The 18,963-nt window shown below is 61.4% G+C and carries 15 protein-coding genes; 3 read left to right on the top strand and 12 right to left on the bottom strand.

The genetic code is table 11. The features are described 5' to 3' along the window. The first annotated feature begins 30 nt into the window (after positions 1-30). Positions 31-2,772 (top strand): aconitate hydratase AcnA, encoded by a 2,742-nt coding sequence (gene acnA, locus M5B98_RS17135; protein ID WP_248743362.1) that lies wholly within the window; start codon positions 31-33, stop codon positions 2,770-2,772. A gap of 280 nt (positions 2,773-3,052) precedes the next feature. Here the strand turns inward: acnA and M5B98_RS17140 are convergent, their stop codons facing one another. Together M5B98_RS17140 and M5B98_RS17145 are read right to left on the bottom strand one after the other, a co-directional pair. Further along, positions 3,053-3,877: an aminoglycoside phosphotransferase family protein gene (locus M5B98_RS17140; protein ID WP_248743363.1), complete on the bottom strand. Its 825-nt coding sequence runs from the start codon at positions 3,875-3,877 to the stop codon at positions 3,053-3,055. Then, positions 3,870-4,358, bottom strand: coding sequence for an SRPBCC family protein (locus M5B98_RS17145; RefSeq protein WP_085713126.1), 489 nt, complete (start codon positions 4,356-4,358; stop codon positions 3,870-3,872). Before M5B98_RS17145 ends, M5B98_RS17140 begins: the two co-directional genes overlap by 8 nt. A gap of 134 nt (positions 4,359-4,492) precedes the next feature. Between M5B98_RS17145 and M5B98_RS17150 the strand changes: the two genes are divergently transcribed. After that, the gene (locus M5B98_RS17150) at positions 4,493-4,897 is read left to right on the top strand and encodes a lysozyme inhibitor LprI family protein (RefSeq protein WP_119427007.1); all 405 of its coding nucleotides are present in this window, start codon (positions 4,493-4,495) and stop codon (positions 4,895-4,897) included. Between the two features lie 121 nt (positions 4,898-5,018). On the opposite strand, the gene peaD is transcribed toward M5B98_RS17150, so the two are convergent. From peaD to M5B98_RS17175, 5 genes are all read right to left on the bottom strand, one after another. Further along, the gene (peaD, locus tag M5B98_RS17155; RefSeq protein ID WP_248743364.1) at positions 5,019-6,137 is read right to left on the bottom strand and encodes a quinohemoprotein amine dehydrogenase subunit beta; all 1,119 of its coding nucleotides are present in this window, start codon (positions 6,135-6,137) and stop codon (positions 5,019-5,021) included. Positions 6,138-6,160: 23 nt separating this feature from the next. Next, positions 6,161-6,484: a quinohemoprotein amine dehydrogenase subunit gamma gene (gene qhpC / locus M5B98_RS17160; RefSeq protein ID WP_008016081.1), complete on the bottom strand. Its 324-nt coding sequence runs from the start codon at positions 6,482-6,484 to the stop codon at positions 6,161-6,163. 1 nt (position 6,485) lies between these two features. Then, complete coding sequence (peaB, locus tag M5B98_RS17165) at positions 6,486-7,916, bottom strand: quinohemoprotein amine dehydrogenase maturation protein (protein WP_248743365.1); 1,431 nt, start codon at positions 7,914-7,916, stop codon at positions 6,486-6,488. Positions 7,917-8,011: 95 nt separating this feature from the next. Next, a complete protein-coding gene (peaA, locus tag M5B98_RS17170) occupies positions 8,012-9,592 on the bottom strand; it encodes a quinohemoprotein amine dehydrogenase subunit alpha (protein WP_248743366.1) in 1,581 nt (526 codons plus the stop codon). Positions 9,593-10,173: 581 nt separating this feature from the next. Next, the gene (locus tag M5B98_RS17175) at positions 10,174-10,374 is read right to left on the bottom strand and encodes a hypothetical protein (RefSeq protein WP_248743367.1); all 201 of its coding nucleotides are present in this window, start codon (positions 10,372-10,374) and stop codon (positions 10,174-10,176) included. Between the two features lie 356 nt (positions 10,375-10,730). On the opposite strand from M5B98_RS17175, the gene M5B98_RS17180 reads away from it, so the two are divergent. After that, positions 10,731-12,221, top strand: a complete 1,491-nt coding sequence (locus tag M5B98_RS17180; RefSeq protein WP_248743368.1) for an aldehyde dehydrogenase family protein — start codon at positions 10,731-10,733, stop codon at positions 12,219-12,221. Between the two features lie 16 nt (positions 12,222-12,237). Here the strand turns inward: M5B98_RS17180 and M5B98_RS17185 are convergent, their stop codons facing one another. The 5 genes from M5B98_RS17185 to M5B98_RS17205 all read right to left on the bottom strand — a co-directional run bounded on the left by M5B98_RS17185 (position 12,238) and on the right by M5B98_RS17205 (position 18,962). Continuing rightward, positions 12,238-13,533, bottom strand: coding sequence for an NAD(P)/FAD-dependent oxidoreductase (locus M5B98_RS17185; RefSeq protein WP_248743369.1), 1,296 nt, complete (start codon positions 13,531-13,533; stop codon positions 12,238-12,240). Next, positions 13,530-14,207, bottom strand: a complete 678-nt coding sequence (locus tag M5B98_RS17190) for a S8 family serine peptidase (protein ID WP_248743370.1) — start codon at positions 14,205-14,207, stop codon at positions 13,530-13,532. Before M5B98_RS17190 ends, M5B98_RS17185 begins: the two co-directional genes overlap by 4 nt. Beyond that, positions 14,197-15,915: an ABC transporter ATP-binding protein gene (locus tag M5B98_RS17195; protein ID WP_248743371.1), complete on the bottom strand. Its 1,719-nt coding sequence runs from the start codon at positions 15,913-15,915 to the stop codon at positions 14,197-14,199. The genes M5B98_RS17190 and M5B98_RS17195 overlap by 11 nt, the downstream gene beginning before the upstream one ends. Beyond that, complete coding sequence (locus M5B98_RS17200; RefSeq protein WP_248743372.1) at positions 15,915-17,819, bottom strand: sigma-54-dependent Fis family transcriptional regulator; 1,905 nt, start codon at positions 17,817-17,819, stop codon at positions 15,915-15,917. The genes M5B98_RS17195 and M5B98_RS17200 overlap by 1 nt, the downstream gene beginning before the upstream one ends. Before the next feature lie 117 nt (positions 17,820-17,936). Beyond that, on the bottom strand, positions 17,937-18,962 hold the full coding sequence (locus tag M5B98_RS17205; RefSeq protein WP_248743373.1) for a histone deacetylase family protein: 1,026 nt from the start codon (positions 18,960-18,962) through the stop codon (positions 17,937-17,939). Position 18,963 lies beyond the last annotated feature (1 nt).

The following is an 18,963-nucleotide window of genomic DNA, read 5'->3' on the forward strand; positions in this document are numbered from 1 at the left end:
TAGCCGTGCGGACTCAAAGGAGTGATCGTAATGCCGTCCCTCGATAGCCTGAACACCCTTAAAACCCTGAAAATAGACGACAAGACCTACCACTACTTCAGCTTGCCGGATGCTGCCAAAAGCCTGGGCAATATCGACAAGCTGCCCATGTCGCTGAAGGTGCTGCTGGAAAACCTGCTGCGCTGGGAAGATGAAAAAACCGTCACCGGCGCCGACCTCAAGGCGATTGCCGCGTGGCTCAAGGAGCGCCGCTCCGACCGGGAAATCCAGTACCGCCCTGCCCGGGTGCTGATGCAGGACTTCACCGGCGTACCGGCCGTGGTCGATCTGGCCGCGATGCGCGCCGCCATGGCCAAGGCCGGCGGTGATCCGCAGCGAATCAACCCGTTGTCGCCGGTGGATCTGGTGATCGACCACTCAGTGATGGTCGATAAATTCGGTAGCGCCAGCGCATTTGAACAGAACGTCGATATCGAAATGCAGCGCAACGGCGAACGCTACGCCTTTCTGCGCTGGGGTCAGAGCGCCTTCGACAACTTCAGCGTAGTGCCACCGGGCACCGGGATCTGCCACCAGGTCAACCTCGAATACCTCGGACGCACGGTGTGGACCAAGGACGAAGACGGCCGCACGTATGCCTTCCCCGACACGCTGGTCGGCACCGACTCCCACACCACCATGATCAACGGCCTCGGCGTACTCGGCTGGGGCGTCGGCGGGATCGAGGCGGAAGCGGCGATGCTCGGGCAACCGGTGTCGATGCTGATTCCGGAAGTGATCGGTTTCAAACTCACCGGCAAGCTCAAGGAAGGCATCACCGCCACCGATCTGGTGCTGACTGTGACCCAGATGCTGCGCAAGAAAGGCGTGGTCGGAAAATTCGTCGAGTTCTACGGTGACGGCCTCGCCGACCTGCCGCTGGCCGACCGCGCGACTATCGCCAACATGGCCCCGGAATATGGCGCGACCTGCGGTTTCTTCCCGGTCGATGACGTGACGCTGGAATACCTGCGCCTGTCCGGTCGCCCCACCGAAGTGGTGAAACTGGTCGAGGCTTACACCAAGGCCCAGGGCCTGTGGCGCCTACCCGGTCAGGAACCGGTGTTCACCGACAGCCTGGCGCTGGACATGGGCAGCGTCGAAGCCAGCCTCGCCGGGCCGAAACGCCCGCAGGACCGCGTCTCGCTGCCGAATGTCGGCCAGGCGTTCAGCGACTTCCTCGACCTGCAATTCAAACCCGTCAGCAAGGACGAAGGACGCCTGGAAAGCGAGGGCGGCGGCGGTGTCGCGGTGGGTAATGCCGATCTGGTCGGCGAAACCGATTACGAGTACGACGGCCATACCTATCGCCTGAAAAACGGTGCCGTGGTGATTGCTGCGATCACGTCCTGCACCAACACCTCAAACCCCAGCGTAATGATGGCTGCCGGGCTGCTGGCGAAAAAAGCCGTGGAAAAAGGTCTGACCCGCAAGCCGTGGGTGAAAAGCTCACTGGCACCGGGCTCCAAAGTCGTCACTGACTATTACAAGGCCGCCGGACTGACTCAGTACCTCGATCAACTCGGTTTTTCGTTGGTGGGCTATGGCTGCACGACTTGCATCGGCAACTCCGGGCCGCTGCCGGAACCCATCGAAAAAGCCATCCAGAAAGCCGACCTGACCGTGGCGTCGGTGCTGTCAGGTAACCGCAACTTCGAAGGCCGGGTGCATCCGCTGGTGAAAACCAACTGGCTGGCCTCGCCACCGCTGGTCGTCGCCTACGCCCTGGCCGGCACGGTGCGCACGGACATCAGCAGCGAACCGCTGGGTGAAGACAAGCAAGGCAAACCGGTCTACCTGCGCGATATCTGGCCGAGCAGCAAGGAAATCGCCGACGCGGTGAATCAGGTCAACACGGCGATGTTCCACAAGGAATATGCCGAGGTGTTCGCCGGCGACGAACAGTGGCAGGCCATCGAAGTGCCGCAAGCTGCCACCTATGTCTGGCAGGACGATTCGACCTACATCCAGCATCCGCCGTTCTTCGATGACATTGCCGGGCCTTTGCCGGTGATCACCGACGTGAAAGGTGCGCGGGTGCTGGCACTGTTGGGCGATTCGGTGACCACTGACCACATCTCCCCCGCCGGCAACATCAAGGCTGACAGCCCGGCCGGGCGTTATCTGCGGGAAAAAGGTGTGGAACCGCGAGACTTCAACTCCTACGGTTCACGCCGGGGCAACCACGAAGTGATGATGCGCGGCACGTTCGCCAACATCCGCATCCGCAATGAAATGCTCGGTGGCGAAGAAGGTGGCAACACGATCTACATCCCAACCGGCGAAAAACTCGCCATCTACGACGCGGCCATGCGTTATCAGGCTTCGGGCACCCCGCTGGTGGTGATTGCCGGGCAAGAATACGGCACCGGCTCCAGCCGCGATTGGGCGGCCAAGGGCACCAACCTGCTGGGGGTGAAAGCGGTGATCGCCGAAAGCTTCGAGCGGATTCACCGTTCCAACCTGGTGGGCATGGGCGTGCTGCCGTTGCAGTTCAAGCTGGATCAGAACCGCAAGAGCCTGAACCTCACCGGCAAGGAAACCCTGGAGATTCAGGGTTTGACCGGTGTCGAACTGACGCCACGCATGAACCTGACTCTGGTGATCACCCGGGAAGACGGGCGTCAGGAGAAAATCGAAGTGTTGTGCCGCATCGATACCTTGAACGAGGTGGAGTACTTCAAGTCCGGCGGGATCCTGCATTACGTGTTGCGGCAGTTGATCGCCTCGTAGGACCTGCAGATGCAGAAACACCGCCAATCGGCGGTGTTTCTGTTTGTGGGCGACACTTTTCTGCAGACGAAAAAAAACCCGCCGAAGCGGGTTTTTCCCAAGACCATTATCGACTCCCTGTCGGCAGCGATCCTTGCATATGGTCGATCATCCATGATCCTGAAACACTCCCTGTGCTTCAGTTGATGAGGCTAGATTACGCTGTGGATCCAATCGGCAATAGTCGAAAAAGCTACCAGCGCGTGTAAGACATTCGCCATAGCACCCCTTCCGAAAACCCTTAGGCGTGTCGGGCATTGAGTGCAGCAACTGCCAGATCCGCGACTTTCAGCTGTCCGGCGGCGGCTTTCTGCTCGTCATCCTCCATGAACCACGCGGCAGAAAGTCCGGCGAACGCCAGTACCCATTGCAGAAGGCGTTTTCGCTCAAGTCCCGCCGTTTCACAGATCAAATCGACTTGCCGTTGAAAGCGTTCAGGATCGGCAGCCGTCGGCAGTTCCGGATTGCAGATCAGGTTGGCGTAGTCATAACCACGCTCGCCCCGCACCCGTTTCGGGTCAATGGCCAGCCATCCACGCGGGCCGAAATCGAGGACGTTGTCGTGGTGCATGTCGCCGTGCAGAACCACGATGTCCCGAGGCTCGGTGAGCAAGGTTTCAGCCATTTGCAGGCAAACAGAATATTGGCCGCCGTATCGGGCGGCGGCCACTCGCAGCGAGGCAAACCAAGGCGCCAGCTCAACCAGTGTTGGTGGCTTCGCAGGGCGCGGTGCATGCAATCGCGCCAAAGCCCGGCACATGATCCGGGTGGCCTCGTCATCCTCGCCATTGAGCGCCATGTGCATCAACGAACGCCGGCCCATGGCCCGCTCCAGCAACAGGCCTTCCTCGTGATGAGCGAGCACCCGGGCGGCGCCGTTGCCATCCCACCAGGTCATCAGCAAGTTGCCGTACTTTTCCTCGTCGTCTACCGCGACTTTCAGCATCGCCGGCACATCGCCCTGACGCACCGGCAACAGCTTGCTCCCCGGCGTGATGATCGGAACGCCGTCGGGCACCAGCGCCCAACGTTTCAACCACGGGTCAAACCACTCGTTATCAGCCACCTTCACGCTCGCGTGCCCTGTCGGTTTCGGCCAGAAAGTGTTCGAGCCGGCTCAATTGCTCTTCCCAACCACGACTGTCCATGTAGTAGGCCTCTTTCTGACGCACATCGGGAATATGCGCGAAACCGGACTCGGAGACCTTCAGCAGCGTGCCATTTTCATAGTCCTGCAACTCGAATTTGACCAGCGTGGTCGGTTCCTGGGAGTAGTCGATTTTCGGGTTCACCGCATACGGGTGCCAGCGGAAGGAAAACAGCTGCTGGGGCTCGACCCGCTCCACCAGCACGTTCCAGAGCACATGTTCATAACCGGGGTACGTGACCTGCCCCTGGGTCCACTCGCCGGCGATAAACCGCCGGCCCTCCAGAGCCACGCCAAACCACTGGCCAAACGCCTCGGCATCGACCAGCGCACGCCAGACATGGGAGCGCGGCGAGCGGAGCATGATTTTACGTTCAAAGCTGTTGGGTACTGGTTTCATACGTCACCTCCTGTTTTGAACAGTAGGCTTGTATGACCACATGTCCAATGCGAAGTTGTATCAAACGACTGATCGAAATCATGCTTCACCTGTCTACACTGCACATTTCTTCACCGCATACAGCGAGAACCCCCATGTCCCCACGCCTGCTCCTGGCCCTGACGCCTTTTCTTTTCACTTCCGTTGCCCACGCTGCCGTCGACTGCGCCAATGCCAGCGATCAGGCGACGATGAATCAGTGTGCCGGGCAAGAGAACAAAGCGGCGGATAAAGAGCTGAACGCGGTGTATCAGCAAATTACCGCGCGCCTGAAAGGCGAGCCTGCCAGCAAAAAACTGCTGATCAGTGCTCAGCGGGCGTGGATTGGGTTTCGCGATGCCGAATGCGAATTTTCGGCATCCGGGGTAAAGGGCGGGAGTATGTACCCGATGATCTACAGCTCATGCATTACGCGCGTGACCAAGGATCGAACCGAGGCGCTCAAGCAGTATTTGAAGTGTGAGGAAGGGGATGTGGGTTGCCCGGTGCCAGGGGCCTGATTTTTCCGGGTATTTGAAGGCCTCATCGCTGGCAAGCCAGCTCCCACATTGGTTTGGTGTCGTTCACCACCCCCCTGTGGGAGCGAGCTTGCTCGCGAAGGCGTCATCCCTGACGCCCTGATTACCGAATAAATATCTGCGCCGTAGTAATCGCCATATCCCCACCCGGCAACTTGATGCTGCCGGTCTGTTTCATGGTCTCGGCATCGAAGATCGCCACGTCGTTGAACGTCCCGGCCAGGTAGATCTTGCTGCCGTCCTTGTTGAACGAAATGCAGTAGTAGGAATGGTCCAGCGTGGCCGCCTGGATCAGTTTCTTCTGCTTGATGTCGTACTTGGCCAGACGGTTGAGCACGCCGAACATCAGGTTCGGATCCTTCGGCGAGCGCATGCCGCTGAAGTAGATTTCGGTCAGCGGGCCGAAGTCGGTGGTTTCGGTCTTGCCGGTTTTCAGATCAACGCTGAACAAGCCATACAGGTATTCAGCGGTGGCCGGATCCTGTTTTTTGTCCTTGAACTTCGCTGCCGTGTACAGCAGCGAGAAGTCGTGACGGTAAGTCTGCTGATTCCACACGTAGAGCACGTCCGGCGCGCTGTAGTTCGGGCGTTTCCAGTGACGGCTGGGGATCAGCACGTCGAACTTGCCGCTCTTCACATCGACCTTGTATACATCAGCGCCAGCCACATACAGCGTGCCGTCATCGCCACTCTGCATGATCGTCAACTGCCGTGGCGCCGGGAAGCTGCGCACCGGTTTGGCGTTCATTCCGGCGTCGGTGGCGTAGACGTCCAGACGCGGCTGCTTGACCTCATAGTGATCGTTGAGCATCAGCGTCGGGTTGGCGATGGTGTACAGCTCCTTGCCGTCATGGCTGACGGTGAAGGCGAACATCGACCGTGCCTTCTCGCCCGGCTGCTGGGTGATACTGGCGTGGAATACCTGCTTGCAGCTGTCCAGCTCGACACCGTAAACGTCGGCGTAATGGTTGTTCAGCACGTACGCGGTCTTGCGATCCGGCGACAGCTGCACGGTGCCGGGGCCGAAGGCATCGGGCATCTTGCAGGTCTTGTACAAGCTGTCGGTCGACAGGTCGATGACGTGCAGGTTGTTCGGGTAATTGGTGGTCAACATGTACTCGTGACCGTCTTGCAGCGCGGTGTTTTCATCGGCCAGAACCGGGAGCGCACAGGCGCTCAGAACCGCGAGTGCGGCAAGGCCGCAGGCTTTGAAGTTGTGCATGCCGGAATCCTTCTTCTTATGGATCACTTGTCTTTCGGGAAGACAGTGCCGAGGTTGCGCCAGTTGTCGTTGGACGCCTGGGCATCCTTGTTCCAGTCCGGATAGGTGCTCATCATGTCCGGCACCTGGGCCGGCCACCAGCACGGGTCGGAGCAGCCATACAGGTCGGCTTCCATCGGCTGACACAGCGACGACACCCCGCCGAACGCATCGATTTCCCAGCCCGGGTCAGTGGTCGAGGCGCAGCCCGCGACCGAGCTCATCGCCACCACCTCTTCGATGCGGTTCTCGTCCGCGGCCTGATCCAGCTTCAACGCTTTGTTATTGATTGCCTTGAGATGTTTCATATCAGTGAGCCTTGCGCGGAGTGATGTAGCTGCTGATGAACGCAGGGTTGTTGGCCATGATCCGGGTGTAGACCTCGATGCCGAAGTCGACCCAGTCACGCATCAGTTCGCAGTAGTGATACGTCGGGTGGGCCGGGTCGCCGTAGCGAGCGTAGCTCTCGTGGTAGCAGCCGCCGGAGCACAGGTTGCGGATCTGGCAGTCATGGCAACCGGTGTTGGTGCGATCCAGGCGCTGGGACAGGAAGTCGTTCAACTCGACCTGTTTCACCCCGCTGTGGACGTTGCCGAAGGTCGGCAGCGACGAGCCGGTGAAGCGATGGCACAGGTTCAGCTCACCCTTGTGATCGACCGCCAGCATCTTCAGCCCGGCCCCGCACGGCAGGGCCTTTTTGTGGCCTTCGTGGATATCGGTGATCAGCTGATGCAGGTTGGAAAAACCGATATTGCGGTGTTCAAGCGCCGCCTCCAGATAACGCCGACCGAGGCGTTTCATGCTGGCGAAGACTTCGATCAATTCATCGTTGGTCAGGTTGAAACTGCTGATATCGCCGGACGTCACCGGAGCAAATCCGACTTCAGCAAACCCCAGTTCGTTGAACAAATGATCCCAGATGGTTTCAACGTCGGTGACGCCGGTGGTCAGGGTCACCCGCGCGCCGACCGGGCGACTGTTGTAGCGCGACAGCAGCATTTCGGCCTTGCGCCGCACCACGTCGTAAGTACCCTGCCCGCCCACGGTGATACGGTTGCGGTCGTGCACGGTTTTCGGCCCGTCGATGCTCACCGACAAACCGAAGCGGTGGGCATTCAGGTAGTCCACGGTTTCTTCGGTGAGCAGTGTGGCGTTGGTGGTCATCACAAACTCGACGAACTTGCCGGCCTTGGCAAACCGCTTCTCGCAGTAATCGACCATGTACTCGATCAGCTTGCGATTGCTCAGCGGCTCGCCGCCGAAAAACACCACGGTGAAACGCTCCTCATCGGGAGACTCACGCAGCAGCATTTCCACTGACGCGATGGCGGTTTCGACATCCATTTTCTTGCCGGCGGACGGCTTGTCGAGGTCTTCCTTGTAGCAGTAGGTGCAGCTCAGATTGCAGCCGGTGTTGACGTTGAGCACCACCGTGTTAATCGCAGTGCGCTCGACGCGCTTGACCGCGATGTCCGGGGTCAGCGGCGAGCCGTCGCTGACCAGTTCCAGCGAGATCAGCTCGCGCAGGGTCTCGTTGATTTCCTCGCCGTTGAACCGCGCGCCGAGGCGCTGGATCAGGTCTTCCGAGGAGCAGCCGGGGCCGCGCAACGCATCGATGATGGTGCCGGTCAGTTCATCACTGGCAAACAGCGAACTGCTGGGGATGTGAAACAGCATGCGGTCGGCATCGACGTGCACTTCGTGCAGGTTGCGTTCGACCAGATTCAAGATAGCGCCCATTGCAAACCTCCTGTGCAAGCCCCGCCTGGCGGGACTTGCGGTCATTCCGAAAAGTGTCTGAATCGCTGTCGCTCAGCTCAACTCACGTTTCAACATCAGGGAATGGGTGGATTGTTCCAGCGTTGCACGGTGACGATCAGGTGACCTTCGCCGGTCAGGGATTTTCCTGCGTCGTCGACGGCGGCGATCACCTTGAGGTTGCCGGCATTGTTGGTGGACATCTTGCGTGCCGGATTCGGTCCGGCATCGCCCGGGGTGAACACGCCCGCGTCGGCCTGCATGGTGCCGGCGAACTTGACGTCTTCGTCCTCTTTGGCGCGCTCGTCGAAGGCTTCGACTTTCCATTGCGCCGGGAACACGCCGATGCGATACGGCTTGCCGTCGGCGCCCTTGCCCCAGGCTTCGGCATCGAAGCGACCCTGGACTTTCGGCGTCGAACCGCCGCCCTCGCCGATCCGTGCCACCGAGAACTCCGGTACCACTTTGACCGAGGCAATCGTGCTGTACACCGACAGGCTCGGGCCTTTCAGGCTGCCGACGCTGACAGCGCGCAGGCCCGGCTGGGCATTGGCGGCGGCTTTGACCTTGACCTTGATCCGCTCGACGTTCTGCTCGACCACTTCGACTACATCCACACCTTTGCCGAAATTCGGCTTGCCGCTCAGGCCGCTACCAACCAACGTCACTTCGGTTTCGCTGCCGGCCTTCACGTAACCCGGCTGCACCGCCAGCAAGCGTTGGGAACCCTGTCTGGCCGCTACAAAGTCGAGGCCGCGCTCATCGTGCTCGGCCTCGAACATCCGGCCCTGCATGGCGTTGCCTTGTGCGGCGAACACCTGACGCATGGTCACGCCATCGACAGTCACGTTGCCGCGCCATTCGTAGCCGCTGTAGAGAATCGCACTGCCATCGCCGTTGAACGGGCTGCCATCGGCGTACTGGCCTTTGACGGTGACCTTGAAGGTGTCGCTGCCATCGGCGGTAACGCTCATGGTGCCGGCCAGTTCACCCTTGCCCGGCAGGTGGCCGCTGAAGCTCCAGTCGCCGACCAAGGCTTCGGCTTTCGGCGCGGTTTTGAGCCAGGCCTGCCACGCCGGATTGTCCAGCGGATAACGCTTGGCCAGCAGCGGGACCATTTCCTTGCGGGCGATATCGAACCAGTCGCGATCACGGGCCAGCGCCTGATACTCCAGTGACGGCCACTGGCCGAGGTGGAAGTTCACCAGGCGCACCCATTCCTGAGCCGGACGCCGTTGCAGGGCGATACGCGCGCCGGAGTGGCAACGGCCGCACATTTGCGCGGTTTTCTCGTCGAACTGCTCGACGGTGTTCAACCGACGTTCCAGCGCGTAACGCACGCCATCGGTTTCGCTGGGCGCCAGGCCCTGGGTGTCGGCGAGGTATTTGACCAGTGTGCGGCGGTCTTCATCGCTGATCTGCAAACCGTGCATGGTCTGCATCCGGGCGATGCTCATCAGCCAGCCTTCCGGGGTCTTGCGCTGGTGGCTGATGCGGCTCAACTGGTCGCCGGTTTCAGGGGTGTGACAGCCCTGGCAGGTTTCCTTGAGGATGGTCTGGGCGTCACGGGCTGCCAGGCTGTGGGGCGAATGCAGGGCCACGCAAGCGGCCACGGCCAGCAGGCTCGCGCTCATGCCTGATCGGAGTTTTCTCTTCATCAACGTCGAACCTCGCACGGTGCTTTCTTATTTTTGTGGCTTATCGTTTTTATGGTTTCTGCCGTTCGCGGCGATGCACGGACGGAGGCAAGCGAAACGTCTGAGGTGAGCAATACACGGAGCGTGCCAGCTTGCCGATAAGCTTTTCAATCAAGCAGTTACGTGAAGAACAAGGCGAAGTGACGGTGCTGGCGGCGCTTGCTGGCGTCCCATTTCGCGACAGTTGTTTCAGTCTGAGACAAGCATAGTTGTTGCGGCGTCGGCGACATTGCGTCGCGCGACAGTTCGTGCGGAACCGACAGCATCAGCTGCGATGAAATCTCCAGGTGACTGATAAACAAGCCCCGTACATGACGGGGACTATATTGGCTTGCTGGCCTGATCCTAGCGAACGGAATTGTCCGGGTGAACCTTGTAACGCCCACAAAACTCGCAAACCGTCGAACATTCAGCTTGCGTGTCGGTCTTGGCTGCCAATGACCCGGAATCACGCAGGGCAGCTTGAATTCGACGCTCGCGGTAAAACGCATACGTGATCAGCAAACTAAAGCCCAATGACCAAAAACACAGAATTAAAGCCGTCATGATTTATCCTCGAGCATGGCAACTGCGAAAGAGGTGGCGAGCAAGAAAATACTGCTTGTAGCCATCAAGGCACCTGCCCGAATCGTATCAACATCGGTCAGATCGCCGATCAACAGCGCCGCAAACCCTGTCACCAGAAATCCAGTCCCCACGCCTATCATGAAATTGGTTAGCCACCGAATGGTTAAGTTGTTCATCGACATCCTTGTGAAAACACTGACCCGCCAAATCCATGGCAGGAAAACCCTATACACAAAGCAACTTAGCTCGTACCTCATGCCTCCACCAGTCGGTAAAAACTGTCAGACGCGCGACTTTTCCTACCCCTGAAACGGCCCGATTTAGCCTAGGCCCCGTCACAGCGGTATTGGCTTTGTAGGACGCGTATCCTGCATCTCAATGACTGTCGCGTTTTGAGACAAATTAACGCTCATTACCAATCAAACACTTCCCCTGTCAGGCCGTGAAACGGTGCTGTGCGCGACCTTCGAGCATTTGGCACAAGCATTGCGAAGCCCTTGTCGATCCCATCGAACAACAAGAGGTCTTCACCATGCCCCTGCCTTACCTGCTTCCTGCCACCTCGGCCTTCATCCAGCGCCCGCCGCGCATGCTGATCGGCGGTGACTGGGTCGAAGCCGCCGACGGTCAGACCATGCCGTTGCACAACCCGGCCACCGGCGAAGTGCTGTGTGTGGTGCCTCGCGCCACGCCGGAAGATGTCGACCGTGCGGTGCTCGCCGCTCGTCAGGCTTTCGATGATTCCGCCTGGAGCCGCACCCGTCCGCGTGAACGGCAGAACCTGTTGTGGAAACTCGCCGACCTGATGCAGCGCGACGCCGAACTGCTGGCGCAACTGGAATGCCTGAACAACGGCAAGAGCGCGGCGGTGGCGCAAGTGATGGACGTACAACTGGCCATCGACTTCCTGCGTTATATGGCCGGGTGGGCGACCAAGATTGAAGGTTCCAGCGTCGACGTTTCGCTACCGTTGATGCCCGGCGATCAGTTCCACAGTTTCATCCGCCGCGAAGCCGTGGGCGTGGTCGGCGCCATCGTTGCCTGGAATTTTCCGTTGCTGCTGGCCTGCTGGAAACTCGGTCCGGCGCTGGCCACCGGTTGCACCGTGGTGCTCAAACCGGCCGACGAAACCCCGCTGACCGCGCTGAAACTGGCGGAGCTGGTACTGGAAGCAGGCTATCCCGAAGGCGTGTTCAACGTGGCCACCGGCACCGGTATCACCGCCGGTTCCGCGCTGACTCACAACCCGCTGGTCGACAAGCTGACCTTCACCGGCTCCACCGCCGTGGGCAAGCAGATCGGCAAAATTGCCATGGACTCCATGACCCGCGTCACTCTGGAACTGGGCGGCAAATCACCGACCATCGTCATGGCCGACGCCGACCTGAAAACCGCTGCGGCGGGCGCCGCCAGTGCAATCTTCTTCAACCAGGGCCAGGTCTGCTGCGCCGGCTCGCGCCTGTATGTACAGCGCAAGCATTTCGACAATGTGGTGGCCGATATCAGCGGCATCGCCAATGCGATGAAACTCGGCAACGGCCTCGACCCGAGCGTGGAGATGGGCCCGCTGATTTCCGCCCGTCAGCAGGAGCGGGTCTACAACTACATCGAAATGGGCCGGGAAAGCGGCGCAACCATCGCCTGCGGCGGCGAGCAATTCGGGCCGGGGTTCTTCGTCAAGCCGACGGTGATCGTCGATGTCGACCAGCAGCATTCGCTGGTGCAGGAAGAGATCTTCGGGCCGGTACTGGTGGCGATTCCGTTCGATGATGAAGCCGATGCGCTGCGCATGGCCAATGACAGTCCCTACGGCTTGGGCGCGAGCATCTGGTCGAACGATCTGGCGGCGGTGCACCGGATGATTCCACGGATCAAATCGGGGTCGGTGTGGGTCAACTGCCACAGCGCGCTGGATCCGGCGCTGCCGTTTGGCGGCTACAAGATGTCCGGGGTCGGACGCGAGATGGGGTATGCGGCGATCGAGCATTACACCGAGTTGAAGTCGGTGTTGATCAAATTGTAATGACTGAGCTCATGGCTCAGGGTCTGAAACCCTGAGCCAACAGCCACCCGCGAACGGCTCGCCCCTGCTCCAACGTCAACCCCGCCAGCACCCGATCCGCCGGCTCATCGCGCAACCGCCGCACCAGCGGCGCCAGCTCCACCCCTTGCACATGCCAGATCCCCAGCGGCTGATCCGCCGTGATCACCACCTCGGCCTCATCGACAAACCCGTCATTCAGCACCGGCATCCGCTCGATGCGCAGCGCGGCAAAATCCGCTGCCGCATGGGCCATTTCAGCGTCGGGCCACTGTCGCCGTGCTTGCCAAAACGGCTGTTCGAGCCAGCGCTGTTCATCGGCATAAAAGTCCCGGCCGATCCGCGCAAAGCGCAGGAACAACTGCTCCACACGCTGCCGGTGAAAACGTTGCGCCAACGCCGCCCGTTCGGGTTTGCGCAACAGCGTGTTGATCACCACCGGCGCCTGCAACGCCGAGGACAGCGACTGAAAAATCCCGTTGCCGGACAGCGGGTCCACCGCCATCGCCGCATCGCCGACGCGAATCCAGTTTTCACCGCAGACCTGCGGCGCGAGAATCGCCGTGCTGCTGCGAGCGTGCAGTTGCAACTCTGACTCCACGCCGCCAGCAAAGAACGCTTGAGCAAAATCCGAGGCCTGACGCCGCGCGCGGCAGTGATCGAGCAACTGCGCCTTGCCCGGTAACCCGGCACTCGCCACGTCCACGGTCCATTGCCAATAACATTGGCCGTCGTCCCGCCGGGCCATCCACGCCCAGCCGTCTTCAAGGCTTTCCACGGCGCTGGCGGTCACACCCGACGCACCTTGCCAGCGATTGAGCAGGCTGACCGTCTCCGGCCCGCGCAGACCTTTGCCGGACGCCGGTGCCTGCCGTCCCCGAGCCTCCACCAGGAAATCCGCCGTCAGCATCTGGCCGCCATCAAGCTCGACCTGATGCCCTTCCGACGAAAAAAGAACATTCAAGACTCGCCCTTCAATCACCTCGACCCCGGCCACCCACAAGTCTTCACGCAAGCCGCGATCAAAGGCCGGGCGATCCAGCAGACACTCGATGTTCTGCGCATGCTGCTGGCCGTTCCACGAAACCTGTCGCTGGGACGGCAACCTAGCGTTCGCCAACCCGTGATTCAATCCCGCGCTGCGCAACGCCTCCAGCACCCGCTGCGAGACGCCTTCGAGCGCCGCAAACCGCCGCCATTCGCTGACCAGCGTCACGGCGTAACCCAATCGTCGCAGCCCCAACGCCACCGCCGCGCCAGCCGGCCCGGCACCGAGAATCAGGATCGCAGTCATGGGCCGAAACGCCGTTCAGGGCCGCGATAACGAGCATGCTGTTTTAGCCAATCGATCACTTCAGCGTTGCTCGCCTGCGGGTGCTCCAGCAAATAGCCGGCGATGTGACCGCTTAACGCTGCACAGCCCAGGCTTGCCCCGGACTGCCCCGGATAGGTGCCATGCACACACGCGGCAAAATCCGCCTGCGCACTGTCGAGCCATGACCATTGTTCGTCAGTGCAACGGGCATCGCCGGTCACCCGCAATACTTGCGGATAACTGGCCGGAAACACCGCCGCCCCCTGTGCCGGACTCGATGCACACAGCAACACTCCACGAGCCACTGCCGCCGCGCAGGCCTGGCGCAACAGGCTGCGATCCTGCCGCAGGCCAAGGCTCAGATTGATCAGCCGCACGTCCTGCGCCACCAACCAGTCAATGGCCGCAGAAATCTGCAAGGCGCTGGTGACGCCGCGTTGATCGAACACCTGAGCCACACACATCTGCGCGGCGGAGGCCCGACGACTGATCGCCTCGATCACCGCGCTGCCATGGCCAAGCTGATCGTCGCACAGCTCCGATTCCGCCAGACCGTCCTCCAGCAATGAGAACCGTCGCCCGGCCATCACCTGCACCCGCTGCGCCGCCGAGTGCCCGCTGTCGACCACGCCGATACGCAATTCAGGCTTCATGCAGCACCGTTTTCGAAATGAGTACACCGTCGAGCAACTCGAAACGCAGGTCGGCATCGGCCAGGGTCGACGGGCGGTGGCTGATGAGGATCCGCGTGCGCCCGGTAAACAAACGGTCTATGGCTTCGATCACCTCGCGCTCGGTGGCTTCGTCGACGGCCGATGTGGCTTCGTCGAGCACTAGAATCAGCGGGTCCTGCAACAATGCCCGGGCAATCGCGATCCGCTGTTTCTGCCCGCCGGACAACTGCTGACCGCGCTCGCCCAATGGGCTGTCGAGGCCTTCGGGCAGCGACGCGATCAGGCTGTCGAGTTGCGCCAGCCGTGCGACCTCGGCGATGGCTTCGCGGCTGGCGTCCGGCACCGCGTAAGCCAGGTTGTCGGCGAGGCTGCCGCGAAACAGCACGATGTCCTGACTGACCACGGCAATGCGTCGACGCAACTCGAACAGTTCGAGTTCGCGCAGATCCACGTCGCTGAGCAGCACCCGCCCGGCCTGCGGATCGTGATGCCGTTGCAGCAGATCGATCAACGTCGATTTGCCGACGCCGGAGCCGCCGCTCAAGGCGACTTTCAGACCGTAGGGAATCGTCGCTTCGATGCCGCTCAATGTGCTTGGGCGACCCGGATGGCTGAAGTGCACTGCATCAAAGCGCAGCTCGCCGGAAGTGGGAAACGGTTTCGGCGTGGCCGGTGAAAATACCGTGGGTTCCTCACCACGCAACTCCATGACCCGCCCCAGACTGACGGTCATGCGCTGGATCGCCACGTACAACCCCAACAGGCTCTGCACCGGCCCGACCGCCATTCCCAGATAGGTGGAAAACGCGATCAGCGCACCCAGCTGCCAGGTGCCCTGCACCACCCAATAACCGCCGATCAAAAACGCGCAGGCGCGGGACAACGACGTCAACGTGCCGGGCACGGCCTGGGTGAAAAACTCGGTGACTTGCAGGCGCAGCAACTGGTTCATGTAGCCCTGTCCGAGGCTTTCCAGACGCCGCGCTTCACGCTGTTGCTGACCAGCGGACTGGATGAATTTCATCACCGGCAAGGTCTCGACCATGAACGACGACATGTCCGCCGAACGCTCGCGCAGCTGCCGCACATCGCGCTCGACCTTGCGCCGCATCCAGCGCAGCCACAGCACATCGAGCGGGATCAGCACCAGCGCCAGCAACGAAAGTTTCCACGACAGCGTGAACAGCATCGCGATTGCGACCACCAGGCCGATCACACTCGATACCGCCGAGAACAGCGAGTCCACGGCGAAGCGCTGGATCTCCGCCACATCGCCGTCGAGCCGCGACATCAGATCACCGATCCGCCGCTGGCCGTAGAAGCTCGGCGACAACTTCTGCAAGTGCCGGTAAAGGTCATCGCGCAGGGCAAACAGAATCCGCCCGGACAGCCGCGTGTGCAGATAACGGTTGATTCCCGACAACGCCGTGCCGAGCAAACCGGCGATGATCATCAGCACCGCGATCAGCACCAGCATCGGGAAGTTGCGCGCCAGCAGCCCGTCGTCAATCAGCAGCTTGACCAGCCACGGCTGCACCAGCACCAGCAACGAGGCGCACACCGACAGACCGAGCAGGCCGGCAATTGCCAGCCGCTGCGGCCGCACGAAACCATACAGCCAGCGCAACGCCCCTTGCAGCGCGGCGGGGTTGTGGCTGTCGATCAGCCGCACGAACAGGCGCTGCATCACGAGCGCAACTGTTTGAGTTTGCGGTACAGGGTCGCGCGGCTGATGCCCAGGGCGTCGGCGGCGGCCGAGACGTTGCCCTGATGGGTGTCGAGGGACTGGCGGATCATCTCCAGTTCGTTTTCGCGAATGCTGCCGGTCTGGGGTTTCTCGGTGGCGCAGAGTTCGTCGAGCATGCTGTCGGGCAAGTGATCGAGGGTCAGCACGGTTTCACCGGTCTCGCGCATGGCCAGCGCGGTGCGCAAGACCATTTCCAGTTGGCGGATGTTGCCCGGCCAGTGATAACCCGCGAACAAGCGATTGAGGTCGTCGTGCAGCACGGCGTTCGGTGCGTCGAGTTTGCCCAGCAGACGGGTGATCAGCGCGGCGAAGTCATCGCGCTCACGCAGGGCCGGAAGCATCACGCTGATGCCGTTGACCCGGTAGAACAGGTCCTCACGAAACTGCTTGTCCTCGACCTGACGCTTGAGGTCGCGGTGGGTGGCGCAGATCAGCGCGACGTCGATGTCCTGCTCCTCACCAGCACCCAGCGGCGCGACTTTTCGATCCTGCAGAACCCGCAACAGACGCGCCTGCAAGGCCAGCGGCATGTCACCGATCTCATCGAGGAACAACGTGCCGCCATGGGCTTGTTGCAGACGCCCGATCATCCCGCCACGGCGCGATCCGGTGAACGCGCCTTCGCGGTAGCCGAACAGTTCCGACTCGATCAGGCCTTCGGGAATTGCCGCGCAGTTCACGGCTACAAAAGGTTTGTCGCTGCGGCTGCTGGCCAGGTGGAGGGCGCGGGCGACCACTTCTTTACCGGTGCCGGTTTCGCCGAGCAGCAACACCGGCAACTCATTGGCCAGGCCTTGGCGGGCCATGCGCAAGGCACGGGCATAACGGGCGTTGTTGCCGGCCAGTGCTTCCAGATCCGGTTGCGCCTTGGCGGTTTTCGCCACGCTGCGTGGCGGGCCGCCAACGTTGACCGAGCGCGCCGGGGCTCGCAGGGTCTTATAGAAAAATTCGCCTTTGGCGGTCTGCACACTGCCGACGCCGCCCTGTTGCAGACGGGTCAGCAACTGCACGCCATCGACCCCGAGAAACTCTTCGCAACGCTTGCCGACCAGTGCCGAACGCTCGGCACGCAGCAACTGACAGGCCTGGGCGCTGACCGCCAGAATCTGCCCGCCGAGACTCACCGCCAACAGGCCTTGCCACGGCGATTCGAGATACTGACGGCGACTGTGAAACGCCAGGACGATCTGATCGGGAAAACTGTTGTTGAACACCCGGCTCTCTATCTGGCTGACCGCCATGCTCAGCAGCGCGGTGCTGTCATGGACGCGGCCGAGAGGGCCTTCCCGGGTCAGGTCGAGAACGCCGAGAATCTCGCCCTGAGGGCAATGGATCGGCACCGAGGTGCAGGAAAAATCGGTGAGGCGATCGAGGTAATGTTCGCCGCAATCGATCAGTGTGGGCCGCGCTTCCACCAGCGCCGTACCGAGGGCGTTGGTGCCGCGAGCGGCTTCGCTCCAGCAGGCGCCGAGGGTGATGTCCTGCAAACCGCTGCCCTTGAGCCGGTCGGCACGTCCTTCGACCGCGAGAATGGTGGCGTCGGAATTGGCGAGGATGATCAGGCCCTCCTTGCCTTGGCGCTCGGCCAGGTAATCGATGGCCGGTATCGCCGCATCGATCAGCAGGCGATTGCTCGCCAGCAACACATCGAGACTGGCGCTAGATTCCAGCGCCAGCTCATGCTTGCCATTGAAATGCACGCCGTGGCTCAGGCTGCGCCGCCACGAAGCATCGATCTCCGCACGCAACACGCCATCCGGGACCTGCCCTTCGAGATGGAGTTTTTCCCGGGCCAGCCGGGCTTCGGGGTGAGACTTGGGATCGGTTGTTTTTATTAGAGTCATCAAGCGCTCCGGAGCGGTCCGCTTTGCGCTTCTTTACTTCAGCGCCCTGACGCCAATGTTTACGTTAACGTCAGGGCGATGGCAAGCACCGCAGGGCGCTTCGTCAGGTGGATCGTCTCAGCGCTGCCACACCTCGGCATTCACGAAAAACGCCCGGGCGTTGTCTTCGAGACTTTCCAGGTGATAGCCGCCTTCCTGCACGATCAGGCACGGCAGGCCCAGGCTGCGGATCCGCTCACCCAGTGTTGCAAAGCCTTCACGGGTGACAGCGACTTTGCTTTGCGGGTCCAGTTCATAGATATCGAAGCCCAGCGACAGCACCAGCACCTCGGCGCCGAACTCGCGCACCGCGCTCAAAGCGACTTCCAGTTGCCCGAGGAAATCCGCTTCGCTTGAACCATGGGCCATCGGCAGGTTGAGGTTGAAGCCCTCCCCCGCGCCGCTGCCACGTTCATCGGCAAACCCGGCGACGCCCGGATAGAAGTTGGTCGGATCGCCATGCACCGAGACGTAGAGCACGTCGTCGCGGTCGTAGAAAATTTCCTGGATGCCCTGGCCGTGGTGCATGTCGGTGTCGAGCACAGCGACTTTTTCAAACTTGTCGCGCAGTACCTGCGCCGCCACCGCCGCGTTGTTCACGTAGCAGAAACCACCCGCCGCTTCGGCCCGGGCGTGGTGCCCCGGCGGACGGCACAAGGCGTAGGCCGCCGGCTCGCCATCGATCAGCGCCTGAGCCCCGGCCACCGCGCATTGCGCCGACCAGTAAGCCGAGCGCCAAGTCTGCTCGCCGACCGGGCAACTGCCGTCCGCCAGATAGCGCGCAGCCTGAGCAAGGATGCCGCGCAAAGCGTTGGGCTCGCGAACGAAGATGTTCGACATCACCTCGTCGCCCCAGTCTTCGGGGATTTCTTTCCAGCGCGCATGCGCTTCCTGCAGGAATGTCAGATACGGCGCACCATGCACCGCCAGCAACGGTGCGAGGCCGGCGTCGGCAGGTTGCTCGACACGGAAGCCCAGACCATGGGCCGCCTGCACCAGACGCTGGGCGCGCTCCGGGACTTCCTGCGGTGTGCGCATCTGCCCGCGCGAGTAATAGCTGCGCGGATGGTGGAGCAATTGTTCGGGGTGGAAAAAACTGCGCATG

This window comes from Pseudomonas sp. MWU12-3088 (assembly GCF_023242405.1).
GTDB lineage: Bacteria > Pseudomonadota > Gammaproteobacteria > Pseudomonadales > Pseudomonadaceae > Aquipseudomonas > Aquipseudomonas kribbensis.

Coding starts and splice junctions, on each gene's coding strand:
- peaB (WP_248743365.1), bottom strand. CDS start 7,916: ATGGGCGCTATCTTGAATCTGGTCGAACGCAACCTGCACGAAGTGCAC.
- M5B98_RS17185 (WP_248743369.1), bottom strand. CDS start 13,533: ATGACTGCGATCCTGATTCTCGGTGCCGGGCCGGCTGGCGCGGCGGTG.
- M5B98_RS17145 (WP_085713126.1), bottom strand. CDS start 4,358: ATGAAACCAGTACCCAACAGCTTTGAACGTAAAATCATGCTCCGCTCG.
- M5B98_RS17205 (WP_248743373.1), bottom strand. CDS start 18,962: ATGCGCAGTTTTTTCCACCCCGAACAATTGCTCCACCATCCGCGCAGC.
- M5B98_RS17150 (WP_119427007.1), top strand. CDS start 4,493: ATGTCCCCACGCCTGCTCCTGGCCCTGACGCCTTTTCTTTTCACTTCC.
- M5B98_RS17175 (WP_248743367.1), bottom strand. CDS start 10,374: ATGAACAACTTAACCATTCGGTGGCTAACCAATTTCATGATAGGCGTG.
- M5B98_RS17190 (WP_248743370.1), bottom strand. CDS start 14,207: ATGAAGCCTGAATTGCGTATCGGCGTGGTCGACAGCGGGCACTCGGCG.
- qhpC (WP_008016081.1), bottom strand. CDS start 6,484: ATGAAACATCTCAAGGCAATCAATAACAAAGCGTTGAAGCTGGATCAG.
- acnA (WP_248743362.1), top strand. CDS start 31: ATGCCGTCCCTCGATAGCCTGAACACCCTTAAAACCCTGAAAATAGAC.
- M5B98_RS17180 (WP_248743368.1), top strand. CDS start 10,731: ATGCCCCTGCCTTACCTGCTTCCTGCCACCTCGGCCTTCATCCAGCGC.
- M5B98_RS17195 (WP_248743371.1), bottom strand. CDS start 15,915: ATGCAGCGCCTGTTCGTGCGGCTGATCGACAGCCACAACCCCGCCGCG.
- peaA (WP_248743366.1), bottom strand. CDS start 9,592: ATGAAGAGAAAACTCCGATCAGGCATGAGCGCGAGCCTGCTGGCCGTG.
- peaD (WP_248743364.1), bottom strand. CDS start 6,137: ATGCACAACTTCAAAGCCTGCGGCCTTGCCGCACTCGCGGTTCTGAGC.
- M5B98_RS17200 (WP_248743372.1), bottom strand. CDS start 17,819: ATGACTCTAATAAAAACAACCGATCCCAAGTCTCACCCCGAAGCCCGG.